This is a genomic window from Georgenia sp. Z1491, from assembly GCF_049856175.1.
Classification (GTDB): Bacteria; Actinomycetota; Actinomycetes; order Actinomycetales; family Actinomycetaceae; genus JB111.
This window is the reverse complement of the sequence record NZ_JBNDNA010000004.1, coordinates 242,410-254,963: the sequence shown is the minus strand read 5'-3', so window position 1 is coordinate 254,963 and position 12,554 is coordinate 242,410. Positions and strand designations below refer to the sequence as shown.

Genomic DNA, 12,554 nt, shown 5'->3' with positions numbered 1-12,554 from the left:
TCGGGTCTGCTGAGGGTTCGGTTGACTTCCTGACTGCTCTGCGGAGCGGAGAGGATGGTCCTCGTGCCGAAGATCTACTCAGAAGAGCTCAAGGCCAGCGCGTTGGAGCTGCTGGATCAGGGAATGACTCAGAAGCAGGTCTGTCACGACCTCGGGATGTCGAAGTCGGCGCTGCAGGCCTGGGTCAACGAGTCTCGCCTGCGAGAACGCGGCTTCGAGCCAGCTCGCGGGCAGAGCGCCGGGGACGGTGGTGAGCAGACGCGGATGCTGAAACGGATCCGGGAGCTGGAGCAGGAGAACGAGGTCCTGCGCAAGGCGACCGCGTATCTCTCGCGGGCCAATCTCGGTCCTGGGCAGTCGCGCCCAAAATGATCTACCCGCTGGTCCTTGACCTTGCTGCTGCCGGAATCCCGGTCGCGGTGACCTGCCGGGTGCTCGGCTTCTCCAAGCAGGGGTTCTACCAGTGGCGCGCGAACCCTGTCAGTGCTCGGGACGTCGACGAGGCGTATCTGCTCAATGCGGCCTACGACATCCACGCCGACGATCCGGAGTTCGGGCACCGGTTCATCGCCGACGAGCTCCAGGCCGCCGGTCACGTGGTCTCGGAGCGGCGCGTATGGCGGCTGTGCTCCCAGCAGCGGCTCTTCTCTGCCACAGTGCGACGGAAGAAGCGCTACGGCAGGCCCGGCCCGCCGGTATGCGATGACCTGCTCGAGCGGGACTTCACCGCCGAGAGCGTCAATGCGAAGTGGTTGACCGATATCACCGAGCATCGCACCGGTGAGGGCAAGGTCTACCTCTGTGCCGTCAAGGACGCCTGCTCGGGGAGAATCGTCGGCTACGCCCTCGATGCCCGCATGACATCCGACCTGGCCGTAGCAGCCGTACGAGACGCGGTCGCGCGCCGCCAGGGAGCGGCCGCGGTGGCTGGCTGCATCGTCCACAGTGACAGAGGCTCGCAGTTTCGTTCCCGGAAATTTCAGCTCGCTCTCAAGCATCGCGGCCTCATCGGTTCCATGGGCCGGGTCGGGGCTGCCGGGGACAACGCGGCGATGGAAAGCTTCTTCGCCACGCTGCAGAACAACGTGCTCGACCGGAAGCGATGGGCCACCCGCGACGAGCTCCGGCTCGCGATCGTGCACTGGATCGAACGGACCTACCACCGTCGCCGACGGCAACGTCGACTCGGCAAGCTCACTCCGGTTGAATACGAACTCGTCCACCACCAGGCCGTCGCGCTGGCGGCCTAACCCCGAAGTCAACGAAACCTTCAGCAGACCCGTCGGGCCGGTCCGGCGGGTATGGCGGGTCGGGCCGGTCCGGTGGGTATGGCGGGTCGGGCCGGTCCGGTGGGTATGGCGGGTCGGGCCGGTCCGGTGGGTACGGCGGCTCCGGCCGGTCCGGCGGGTACGGAGGGTGGTAGGGCGGGTCGTCCGGCCGATCGGGCGGGCGAGGAGGATCGGGCAGCCGAGGCGATCCGCCGCCTCCGCCACCTCCTCCGCTTCCACCGGTGCCGCCGTCACCTCCCGTGCCGCCGTCGGGAAGGTCACTGCCGCCCCCGGGCACGTCCGTGCCGCTGCCGCCGGGCACGTCTCCGGTGCCGTCGGCGATGTCCGGGAGCATGGCGATGGCGTCCTCGACCTGGTAGTCGAGCGACTCGATGGCCTCACCGGCGGCGGTGTTGTACTCCTGCCGCCGGGAGTCGTCCCAGTTGCCGCCCTCGTGCGCCGCGGTGTAGCTCTCGTTGAGGTCGAAGTAGTAGGTCTGGGTGGAGCCGCCGGCCTCGCGGGCGTAGTCCACCGCCGCCGCGATCGCGTCGACCTCCCCGGCCCGATGCTCCGCCCAGCCCTGGACCCGCTGGAACGCGAGGACCGCGTCGTCCCCGGCCTGCCCCTCGATGCCCAGGTTGCCGGACGCGGCGGCGAGGTCGTCGGCGAGACCGCGCAGACGCTCGGCGATCCCCGTGAGCGTCGTCGTGTAGCTGTTGATGGGCTGCGCCTGGAACGGCGAGATCTTCCGCAGGGTCTCGGTCAGCGAGGTCGGTTCGTCCGTCATGGTGCGCCTGCCGTCCTTCCCCTGCGCGGTCTCGTGTCAGTCGTCCTGGTCGTTGAAGTTGCCGAGCTCCATGTCGCTCAGCCGCTCGCGGGTCTTCGTCAGCAGGTCGGTGGTCTCCTCGTCGACCCCATGGATCAGCGCCGCCGAGTCCTCGAGCGCGCGAGCCAGACCCTCGAGGTCCTGGAGCAGCCGCGTCATCCCCATCCCGACGTCGTACATCCGCTCCGAGACCCGGTCGCTGATCCGGTTGATGGTCGAGAGGTCGGACCACCCCGACTTGTGGTCGAAGCGCCCGTTCCAGGCCTCGGACCGGATCTCCTCGACCTCCTCGACGGTGGTCGAGAGCAGCCGGACGCGCGCCGCGAGCACCTCCGGCTGCAGCTCGATCGCCATCGTCGTCCCTCCCGCTGATCAGCCGACGTCGTCGTGCCGGGTCGGCGCGCCCCGTGAGGCGCGCCGACCCGATGGGTCACCAGTCGTCGTTCTCGGTCTCGACGCCGAGCGTGGGTGCGGACCGGGCGTCCGAGCGCGTGCCCTTGCCTGCGCCGGCCGCCGTCGCGGGTGCCGACTCGGTCTCGAGCTGGTCGACGAGGTCCATGTGCTCGACCTCGTTCTCCTTGCGCTCCTTGTCCTTGGCTCCCGGCCGTCCGGCGAGCATCCCGCCCATCGGACCACGGGCCGCGCCTGCTGAACCGCCGCGCGAGGCAGCGCCTGCGCCCGAACGGCCGGCCGCCGGAGCACCCGGGCGGGCTCCGCCCCGACCGGGGGCCGCCGCACCGGCCGCCGCGCCGCGTCCGGGCGCCGATGTGCCCGTGGCTGCGCCGCGTCCGGTGGCGCCCACGGTGCCGGGACGACCGGCACCTCGCGCACCGGGTGCACCCGCGCCGCGACCTGCGGCACCTGCGGCCGCACCGGGACGGCCAGCAGCACCTGCGGCGCCAGGACGACCGGCGGCACCGGGTGCGTGACCAGCTGCGCCGACCGTGCCCGGCCGGCCGGCTCCGCCTGTGCGACCGGCAGCCCCGGCTCCCGCGCGTCCGGGCGCTCCTGCGCCGCGGGCAGGCGCTCCGGCCACGCCCGGGCGAGCAGCGCCGCGCGCTCCTCCTCCGGGAGGCGCACCGACCATGCCGGCACGGCCGGGGGTCCCGGCGGCTCCGCCGCGCGCACCCCCGGGACCGCCTCGACCGGCGACCGCTCCACCGCGACCGGCGGGCGGCATGCCCGCCACCGCCCCGGGACGTCCGGGCATGCCACGGCCGCCCGCGCCGGTGCCAGTGCCGATCGGGCGGGCACCACCGCCGGGGCGACCGGCGCCCGGGCCACCGATGGTGTGGATCGGGGGCCTGCCGGGCGTGCCGCCGGGAATGCCGGGGGCACGCCCGCCGCCACCTGGACCGGGCATGCCGGGCGTGATGGGCGGCGGGATCGGCATACCGCCGCCACCGGGCGGCGGCACCGGAGCAGGTCCGGGCAGCACCGGGTTCGGCACCGGCGCCGGGCCGGGCGACGGCAGGGGCGGCGCCGGCGTCGGCATCGGCGCGTCGACGTTCGGCGGGTCCGGGTCCGGAAGCGTGGGGACCTCGGGGACGCGCGGACCCGGAGGGTCGGGCAGCACCGGAGGCTCGGGGCCGATGATGGGCGGCTCCCACGGGTCGTACGGCGGCGGCATGACAGGTGGGTCCGGGCTCGGCGGCCGGATGACCCCGGGCGGCAGGTAGTTCCCCGGGGGCTGGTGCCCGCCGGGTCCGCCGCCCGGTCCGGGCACGTTGCCGCCGCCGCCACCGGGCAGCGGCGCGCCCGAGCGGTTGACGTCGGTGCCGCCGCGGTCGGGCGAGTAGCCGCGGTCCTTGAAGGGCGTCCCGGTCGCCGGCGTGATCTCCGGGATCAGGTCGATGGCGTCCTCGATGCGGTAGTCGAGCGACTCGATCGTCTCGCCGGCGGGACGGTCGTAGCGCTGGATGAGCTCGCGCTGCTCGTTCTCGTCCATCTCGTCCCAGCGGTCACGCTCGGAGTTGTTCGACCAGGAGCTGGCCTCCGTCGTGTAGGTGCCCTGTGCCTCGTCCCCGGCAGTCCGCGCCGCCGCCAGGGCGGTGCCGATCTCCTCGGACTCCGCCGCGCGGTGGCGCGCCCAGGACTCCAGCTCGTCGAACCCCTGCCCCGCGGCATCCCCGGCCTCGCCCTCGATACCGAGCTCCGCACGTCGGGAGCGGATCTCGTAGGCGAGGTCGTCGAGGCGGTCCGCGTAGCTGGTGAAGTTCCGCTCGATGCCCTGCAGCCCGCTCTTCTGGAGGTCGTCGATCCGGGCGAGCGTCTCGGTGAGCATCGTCGGCTCGGTCTTGTGGTAGTTCATCTCGTCAGCTCTCGATCGTCCTGGCTCGGGTCAGACCGGAATCGGGTAGGGGCCGCCGTGCGGTCCGGGCGGGGGCGGGGGGGCGGCCTCGTCGATCTGCTCGCCGATGGCCTCCAGGTCCGCCATGAGGCCGTCGTCGGTCTCCTCCAGGTTCTCGGCGGCGCGCACGAGCGCCTGCCGGATGTCCTCGGTGCTGAGGAGCAGGTCGTTGATCCCGCGGGCGAGCGCGAAGGTCGCCGTCGCGAGCGGGGAGCCGATCCGGCTGACCGTGGCCAGCTCCGACCACATGTTCCGCTGATCGACCCCGTCGCTGTTCATCTCGTCGTTGATCTTGGCGAGCTGCGTCACGACGGTGTCGAGGTAGGTGACGCGAGCTCGGAGCACCTCGGGCTCCAGCACGATGTTCATCTCGGGGGATCCTCCAGATCATCTCTCTGCCGCACCGGGCTGGGCGCTCGGTGGCTCGGTACCTGCGGTGCCGACGCACGAGAGCCACGGAGGCACCGGGACCGAGGGGTCCCGGTGCGACCGAGGCTTGCGTGTGTCAGACGTTGCCGCCGAAGTTGTTGGCAGCGATCCGGTCGGCGTCGGCGAAGTTGCCGCGGCTGCGCAGGACGAGGGACTCGATGAGCATGAGGATGGAGTCGACGTCCTCCATGTTCTGGTCCCAGTGGTGCTTGGCGGTGTCCCAGGCCTGGCGGGCCTCACCGTGGAAGCGCTCGCGCAGGTCGGCGGTGCCGCTGTGCAGGTCGTCCAGGTGCTGGCGGATGCGCTGGCCGGCCGAGCTGATGTCGGCGGCCCCGGTGTCGAGGGCGGCGTGGGTGACGCGGATGTCGTTCATCTGGATAACTCCCAATTCTCAGGTGGTAGGTCGGGTCAGCCGAGCAGCTGGCCGAAGTTGACGCTGCCCTCTTCGTCCTGGGCGGTGAACGACGACTGCGTGCCGCGCAGGTTCTCGGAGAGGGTGGTGAGCACCTCGTTGGTGTGCCGCGCCTCCTCGTTCCAGCGCTGCATGGCCCGGTGGAACGCGGTGGCCGCCGAACCGGTCCACTGAGCGCCGATGCTCTGAATCTGCGAACCGAGCCTGGTGAACTCGCCGTCGACGGCGGTCTTCGTCTCGTCGACGCGGGACGCGGCCGTCTCGAGTGCGCCCTCGCCTGCCTCTACTGCTCCCATGGTGTCCTCCTGCTGAATCTCTCGTGGACGGGCCGCTGGTGGACCCGGTGCCCCGCGGGGCCTGACGTCCGCCGATCCGGGAGACCCGCTCTCGACGACAACCATCACGTTACGGCCACGGCGCTCGGCCGGGAACGGTCCCGCTCGGGGAGACCTCCCCACGCATACAGCCTGGTCGGGGACCAGTGTTCGTGCGGTGTTCGGCGACCCGCCAGGGACGTTGCCGGACGGTCACCCGGACGTCACCGTCCGGTCACGTGGGCCGTGCCGGGCGTGACCGACGACCGCGGTGCGCGGCCGTGCTTGTGGCCGGCTGCGGATATCCTCGTGCAGGCGTTCCCGGGGCGGGGCGCGACGACACCGCGTCGAGGGAGGGCACCGCGTGAGCCAGGCAGTCAGCCGCCGCGCCGTCGGCACCGTGGTCCGGGTGACTCTCGTCGAGGGCGACGACCGCACGGACCTCGCGCTCCCGGGCTCCGTCCCCGTGGCCGAGATCGTGCCGGGACTGGCCCGCCGCCTGGGGATGCTCGAGGTCCGCGCCGCCGTGACCGGCTACCGCCTCACCCGCACGGACGGCACGGAGCTCGCGCCCGACCAGTCGCTCGCGGCCCAGGGCGTCGAGGACGGCGCCCTGCTCGCTCTCGTCGCGCGCGACGCCGGCAGCTCCGGCCGCGTGTACGACGATCTCGTCGAGGCCGTCTCCGACGCCGTGGAGGACCAGCACCGGGCATGGACCCCGGCGGACTCCGCACGGATGACGCTGGTGGCGACCCTCGTCCTCGTCGTCACCGGCAGCGTCGTGCTGCTCACCGCCGACGACTCCTCCCTCCTGGTTCCCGTGGTCGCGGGGGCCGCCGCTGCGCTCTCGCTGGGCGTCACCGGCGTGCTGGCCGCCCTGCGCAGGACCGCCGCCAGCATGACGATGCTCGGCTCGACGGCGGTGCTCGCGCTGACGAGCGGCCTCGCCCTCGGCGTGGGACCGATGGTCGGCGAGCCGCTCGCCTTCGGTGGGCTCGGCGTCCTCGCCGTCGGGGCGCTCGCCCTGCCGTTCCTCGGGTCGGTGCGCGAGTACGCGGCGGTCCCGATCCTCGTCGGCCTGGTGCTCCTCGCGCTCGGCGGGCTGCCGCTGGTGACCGACCTGGGCACCGGCCAGGTGGCCGCCGGGATCGTCGCCGTGTCCGGCATCGTGCTGTCCTCGGCACCCTGGATCGCCCTGTCGATGACCGGCATCCGCGTGACCGTGCCCCGCAACCAGGCCGAGCTCGACGCCGAACGGCAGGAGATCCGTGCCGCCCGCGTCCGCTCGGAGTTCCTGCGCGGCTCGCGGCTGCTCCTCGCGATGCGGCTCTCCGGGGCGGCGGCCATCCTGCTCGCCACGCCCCATGCGGTGGCGACCGGGATCTGGGGCACCGCGCTGGTCCTCGTCGTGTGCGTGGCGTTCGTCCTCGGCGTGCGCGAGATCTATGCGCGGCGCGACGTCGTCGTCATGACCTCCACGGGGGTCGTCGGTGCCGCGGTGGCGGGTCTCGCCGTCGTCGTCGTCCACCCGACCTGGTGGCTGGCGGTCGCGATCGCCGTCGCCGCGCTCACGGTGGGGATCGTCGGCATGGCCGTCCTCAGCCCCGGGCCGCGGCCCGGCCTGCAGCGCGTGGGCGACACCCTCGAGGTGATCTGCGTGCTCGCCGTCCTGCCGCTGGCCGCGTTCGCCTCGGGCGTGGTGTAGATGGCCTCCAACAAGGACATCCTCGACGCGCAGCGGTTCAACCGGCAGCGCCTCGTCACCTCCTTCGTCTCGGGGGCGCCCGACGGCCGCGAGCTCGAGCCCGGCAAGCCGTGGCGCGGCGTCGTCGGGGGCCTGGTGCTCGTCGGGATCATCCTCGCGGGCGGTTTCGTCTCGCGGTGGCTCGCCCCGGGGGAGCCGGAGGGGTGGGAGGACGGCTCGCTCGTCGTCGTCGAGGAGGACGGCTCCCGCTACGTCACGTCCTCGGGCGTGATGTACCCGGTGCTCAACACGGCCTCCGCACGTCTCGTGCTCGGTGCGGGCGAGATGACGGTCCAGACGCTGTCCCAGGAGGAGGTCGCCGGCGTCACGCGCGGCCCGACCGTCGGCATCCCGGACGCCCCGGACTCGCTCCCGGACCCGGGCGACCTCGTCAACGACGAGTGGCTCTCGTGCGTCACGTCCTCGGGCGCGTCGTGGACCGCGCTGGGTCGCCCCACGATCGACACGGACGGCACCCAGGTCTCCGCCGAGCCCGCGCCGGACCAGGCGATCGTCGTGCGCGTCGAGGGCACGCTGTGGCTCGTCTCCGGCGCCACGCGGCACGCGATCGACGCCGAGCACGAGCAGCAGATCGTCCGCGCGCTCCGGCTCGACGCGGCGCCGGTCCCCGAGACGTCCGCCGCCTGGCTCGAGCTCTTCGCCCTCGGCGCCCCGCTGGAGCCGCTCGCCACGAGCGGGGCGGGCGAGCCGATGCCGGAGCCCCTCCCGGGCCTGGAGGACGTCCCCGCCGGACAGGCCGTCTCCATGGGCGAGGGCGACGACGTCTCGTACTACATCCTTGGCGCGTCGGGGGAGCTCCACCCACTGAGCGACGTCGGCTACCAGATGTACCGGCTGGGCGACGGCGAACACCTCGAGAGCGAGGCCATCGCGGTCAGCGCCGGAGACCTCGGTCAGATGCCCTCCGGTGACGACGCCGACCCCGCCGACTGGCCGGACGAGATCGCGGGCGCCGTGACCGCGACCGACGGTGCGACCCCCTGTGCCCGCCTCGTCGCCGGAGCGATGGACGAGTCCGACTCCTCCGCGCTCGTCGCGGGCCACGACATCCCCGAGGTCGCCGACGACACCGTCACGGTCGAGGGCGGCGCCGGCGCGCTCGTCTCCGGCAGCGGCGGCGGCCTCCTCACGGCCGACTTCTTCATCGACGAGACCGGCCGGGCCTACCCGCTGCTCGGGGCCCGCGGCGAGACGCTCGGCATGCTCGGCTACGAGCTGGAGGACCGGACGACCGTTCCGAGCCCGTGGGTGCGGCTCTTCCCGCAGGGACCGGGGCTGCAGCCGCTGGACCTGCCCGCGCTCGGCGGACCCGGCGACGAGTCCGAGAGCGGGGCCGGCACCGGGACCGAGGCGCCCTCCGGCGGCGAGACCGAGAGCGACGGCTCGTGACCGGTCGGCACGCGCACGGGCGGGGGCGTCGTGGCGATCGGCCCGGAGGTGCGCTGGCGGCGGTCCTGGCGGGCGCCGCCGTGCTCGCCACCCCGCTCCTGGTCTCCGGCGCCCCGGGCGCGCCCGCCGAGGCGTCGCCGGGCCGGGCCGGCCAGGTGCAGGCGACAACGGTCGACCCGTCCCGGGCCCGGATCGGACCGGTCTGGCGGGCCGAGCTGCCCGACGCCTGCACCCCCGAGGAGATACCGACCGAGCCCTCGCCGGTGCTCCCGGCCCTCGGCGTCGAGGAGGCGTGGGAGCTGTCCCGCGGCGAGGGCGTGACCGTCGCCGTCGTCGACTCCGGGGTCGCGCCCAGCGAGCCGCATCTGCCGGCGGACGAGGCCGTGCTGCCGGGCCTGGACTCCATGGGCACCGTGCCCGGCTCGGAGACCGTCACCGAGGGCCCGCCCCTGTCGAGCTCGGACGGCCGGACCGACTTCCACTTCCACGGCACCGCCGCGGCCAGCCTCATCGCCGCGCGCGACCCCGAGGGCACCCACGTGGTCGGCCTGGCTCCCGAGGCCCAGATCCTGCCCGTGCGCGTCTACGTCACCACCGAGGACGACGAGCTCATCGAGGCCGGCTACGGCACGGACGTCGGGCGCATGGCCGAGGGCATCCGCTGGGCCGCCGACCAGGGCGCGCAGATCATCTCGGTCTCGATGTCCCTCCCCACAGACGTCCCCGAGCTCCGGGAGGCCGTCGAGCACGCGAGCGCGGCGGGCTCCCTCGTCGTGGCGAGCGCCGGGAACGCGCGGACCGCCGACGACGACACGCCGGGACCGCGCTACCCCGCCGCCTACCCCGGCGCCCTGGCGGTGACGGCGACCACGATCGAGGGCGAGGCGACCGACGACTCCATCCCCGGCGAGCACGTCGAGATCGCGGCGCCCGGCGACCCCGCCTACTACGCGTACGTCACCGGCGAGGAGTGCTACACCGGTGGCGGCGGCGAGGCCGCCTCGAGCTGGGCGACGGCGTACGTCGCCGCCTCCGCCGCGCTGGTCGCCTCGATGTACCCCGACGAGACGCCGGCGCAGTGGGCCCACCGGCTCATGGTCACCGCCGTGCGCACGGTCCCCGGCGAGCGCGACGACCTCCTCGGCTGGGGCAGCGTGGCGCCCTACGACGCGCTGTCGTTCGTCGACGACGGCGCAGCCCCGGGGCCGCCGAGCCCGGTCCACGAGGCGCCGTCGGTCGACGCACCGACCTTCGTCGCGGTGCCCGAGCGGCCCGAGGACCCGCTCGAGGCCGTCCGGGGCACCGCGGCGTGGTGGGTGTTCGGGGCGTTCGTCGTCGTCGGCGGGGCCGGTCTGCTCGCCAAGGCGCCCCGCCGGCGCGGCTGACCTCACGCGGACCGCCGTTCGCCGCGGGCGCCGCCGCCGTAGACTGGCCCGCGGACCTATCCCGCCCGCCGAGAGGACGCAGTGACCGCCGCACGCCCCCTGCACGTGGCCCTGGTCGGGGCCGGACCCGCCGGCACCTACGCCGCCGACATCCTCTCCGCCTCGGGGCTGGACGTCCGCATCGACCTCATCGAACGGCTCCCGGCCCCCTTCGGGCTCGTGCGATACGGCGTCGCGCCCGACCACCCTCGCATCAAGGCCATCATCCGGGCCCTGGAGAAGGTACTCTCGCGCGGCGACGTGCGCCTCCTGGGCAACGTGGCCGTGGGCCGCGACGTGAGCCTGGAGCGGCTGCGCGAGCTCTACGACATCGTCATCGTCTCCACCGGCGCCGACGCCGACGTCCCGCTCGACATCCCGGGCGTCGACCTGCCCGGGGTCCACGGCGCCGCAGACTTCGTCTCCTGGTACGACGGCCACCCGGACGTGCCGCGCACGTGGCCGCTCCAGGCGCGCGAGATCGCCGTCCTCGGGGTCGGCAACGTCGCGCTCGACGTCGCACGGATCCTGGCCAAGCACCCGAAGGACCTGATGAGCACCGAGGTGCCGGCCAACGTCGTCGCCGGCCTGGAGGCATCGCCCGTCACGGACGTCCACCTGTTCGGCCGCCGCGGGCCCGCCCAGGTGAAGTTCACGCCGCTCGAGCTGCGCGAGCTCGCCAAGGTGCCCGACGTCGACCTGCTCGTCGACGAGGAGGACTTCCACTTCGACGAGGGCTCGGAGGAGGCGATCCGCTCCTCGAACCAGACCAAGCAGGTCGTCAACACGCTGATGGACCTCGCGATGCGCGACCCCTCGACGCTCACCGCCTCGCGCCGCATCCACCTGCACCTGTTCCACTCCCCGGCGGCCGTCCTCGGCTCGCCCGAGGACGGGGTCACCGCCCTGCGCACCGAGCGCACCGAGCTCACCGGTGACGGCTCGGTCCGCGGGACCGGCCGGCTCGTCGAGACGCCCGTGCAGGCCGTCTACCGCGCGGTCGGCTACTACTCGGCCCCGATCGACGGCCTCCCGTTCGACGTGCGCGGCGGGATCATCCCCAACGTCGAGGGCCGCGTGCTGGGCGAGGACGGCGAGACCGTCCAGGGGGTCTACGTCACGGGCTGGATCAAGCGCGGACCCGTCGGCCTCATCGGCTCGACCAAGTCCGACGCGCAGCAGACGATCGGCCACGTGGTGGAGGACGCCCGGGCCGGGGTCGTCGGCGCCGGCCCGGAGCGCGCGGGCCGCGAGGGCCTGACCGCCGAGCTCGACGCCGCGGGCGTGCCCTGGACCGACTGGGTCGGCTGGGAGACGCTGGACGCCTTCGAGCGGCGCCTCGGCGAGACCGACGCCCACGTGCGCGAGCGCGTCAAGGTGGTCGCCCGCGAGGCGATGACCAAGATCGCCCGCGGGCACGACGACGTCGGCCCGCTGGTCTGAGCCGGTCCGGGCTGAGCCGGTCCGGCCCGGGCCGGCGTCGTCAGGTACCCGGAGTCAGCGCAGCCGGGGCAGGACGCGGGCCGCGCGCAGGATCCCCCAGACGATCCACAGGACGGCGGTAGCGGCGGCGACGACGACGGTCCCCAGGGTGCTCGCGCGCGCGAGCAGGTAGAAGGCGGCGAGGGCACGGGGGGACGGCGCCGGTGCCACGCGGGCGTGCTCCGTCGCCTGCGGTGCGGCCTGGGTGGTCTCCTCGGCGGGCTCGCACACGATCTCGAACGTGCCGGTCGACCCGCTGGGCATGACGTGGGTCGACACGTGGTCGTCGTTCGTCAGCTGTCGCAGGAGCCAGCGCGGGTCGAGGCCGAGCCCCGCGGAGTCCGTGCCGGCACAGCTCACGGCCGGGGCCTGCTCGGGTGCCCACAGCCAGACGTCGGAGCCGCGCTCGACCTCGATCGTCACCGGTGTCCCGTCCAGCGGCACGTCCGTCGCTCCGTCGCTCATCCGCGAGTGCAGGACGACGCCGACGACGAACATCACGATCAGGGGCACCATGAGCCAGCGTCCGATCCGCACGAGACCGTGCAGCGTGGCACCGACCTTCGGCCGGAGCGAGGTCCACGACGTCGCGGGAGCGTGACGCCCCACCCCGGGGGCCGCGCGAGGGTGCGCGTGGTCGGCGGCGGTGGCGACCGGGGCCCAGGGGGAGTGGTCGGCGGCCGTGCGCATCGACTCCAGGTCGCTCGAGTAGGGGTCCGTCGACCGGCGGCCGGGGCGGGGAGCGGCGCCGTAGCTCGAGGGATCGTGGGGCACGCACCCAGAGTAGGTCGGCGCCGCCGTGCCCGACGCGCGTCGGGAGGGGCTCCGTGCACCGGGCGTGCGACGAGGGGTGCTCGTCCTAGTAGCCTGCCTCCCACCCGCTCCGCCCCGACCC

12 protein-coding genes are annotated in these 12,554 nt (G+C 73.7%); 5 read left to right on the top strand and 7 right to left on the bottom strand.

Translation table 11 applies throughout. The features are described 5' to 3' along the window. The first annotated feature begins 63 nt into the window (after positions 1–63). Positions 64–1,250, top strand: a protein-coding gene (locus tag ACPYO4_RS06385; protein WP_425708379.1) for an IS3 family transposase whose coding sequence is annotated in 2 segments (ribosomal slippage) — positions 64–343 and positions 343–1,250 — 1,188 coding nt in all. Because the reading frame shifts where the segments join, the coding sequence is not laid out codon by codon here. Here the strand turns inward: ACPYO4_RS06385 and ACPYO4_RS06380 are convergent. From ACPYO4_RS06380 to ACPYO4_RS06355, 6 genes are all read right to left on the bottom strand, one after another. Beyond that, on the bottom strand, positions 1,195–2,055 hold the full coding sequence (locus ACPYO4_RS06380) for a hypothetical protein (RefSeq protein ID WP_425708378.1): 861 nt from the start codon (positions 2,053–2,055) through the stop codon (positions 1,195–1,197). The genes ACPYO4_RS06385 and ACPYO4_RS06380 overlap by 56 nt on opposite strands. A 36-nt stretch (positions 2,056–2,091) precedes the next feature. Then, positions 2,092–2,448 carry a hypothetical protein gene (locus ACPYO4_RS06375; RefSeq protein ID WP_425708377.1) on the bottom strand — a complete coding sequence of 119 codons (357 nt, stop codon included), beginning with the start codon at positions 2,446–2,448 and terminating at the stop codon, positions 2,092–2,094. Positions 2,449–2,524: 76 nt separating this feature from the next. Continuing rightward, positions 2,525–4,405 (bottom strand): hypothetical protein, encoded by a 1,881-nt coding sequence (locus ACPYO4_RS06370; RefSeq protein WP_425708376.1) that lies wholly within the window; start codon positions 4,403–4,405, stop codon positions 2,525–2,527. Between the two features lie 30 nt (positions 4,406–4,435). Continuing rightward, positions 4,436–4,813 (bottom strand): hypothetical protein, encoded by a 378-nt coding sequence (locus ACPYO4_RS06365; protein ID WP_425708375.1) that lies wholly within the window; start codon positions 4,811–4,813, stop codon positions 4,436–4,438. Positions 4,814–4,949: 136 nt separating this feature from the next. Then, positions 4,950–5,246: a WXG100 family type VII secretion target gene (locus ACPYO4_RS06360; protein WP_425708374.1), complete on the bottom strand. Its 297-nt coding sequence runs from the start codon at positions 5,244–5,246 to the stop codon at positions 4,950–4,952. A 35-nt stretch (positions 5,247–5,281) separates the two neighbouring features. After that, the gene (locus ACPYO4_RS06355; RefSeq protein WP_425708373.1) at positions 5,282–5,581 is read right to left on the bottom strand and encodes a WXG100 family type VII secretion target; all 300 of its coding nucleotides are present in this window, start codon (positions 5,579–5,581) and stop codon (positions 5,282–5,284) included. Positions 5,582–5,963: 382 nt separating this feature from the next. On the opposite strand from ACPYO4_RS06355, the gene eccD reads away from it, so the two are divergent. From eccD to ACPYO4_RS06335, 4 genes are all read left to right on the top strand, one after another. Then, on the top strand, positions 5,964–7,304 hold the full coding sequence (gene eccD, locus ACPYO4_RS06350) for a type VII secretion integral membrane protein EccD (RefSeq protein WP_425708372.1): 1,341 nt from the start codon (positions 5,964–5,966) through the stop codon (positions 7,302–7,304). Next, complete coding sequence (gene eccB / locus ACPYO4_RS06345; RefSeq protein ID WP_425708371.1) at positions 7,305–8,753, top strand: type VII secretion protein EccB; 1,449 nt, start codon at positions 7,305–7,307, stop codon at positions 8,751–8,753. Then, positions 8,750–10,138: a S8 family serine peptidase gene (locus ACPYO4_RS06340; protein WP_425708370.1), complete on the top strand. Its 1,389-nt coding sequence runs from the start codon at positions 8,750–8,752 to the stop codon at positions 10,136–10,138. Before eccB ends, ACPYO4_RS06340 begins: the two co-directional genes overlap by 4 nt. 81 nt (positions 10,139–10,219) lie before the next feature. Continuing rightward, positions 10,220–11,620 carry an FAD-dependent oxidoreductase gene (locus tag ACPYO4_RS06335; RefSeq protein WP_425708369.1) on the top strand — a complete coding sequence of 467 codons (1,401 nt, stop codon included), beginning with the start codon at positions 10,220–10,222 and terminating at the stop codon, positions 11,618–11,620. A gap of 54 nt (positions 11,621–11,674) precedes the next feature. Here the strand turns inward: ACPYO4_RS06335 and ACPYO4_RS06330 are convergent, their stop codons facing one another. Continuing rightward, on the bottom strand, positions 11,675–12,433 hold the full coding sequence (locus tag ACPYO4_RS06330; RefSeq protein WP_425708368.1) for a hypothetical protein: 759 nt from the start codon (positions 12,431–12,433) through the stop codon (positions 11,675–11,677). Positions 12,434–12,554: the final 121 nt, after the last annotated feature.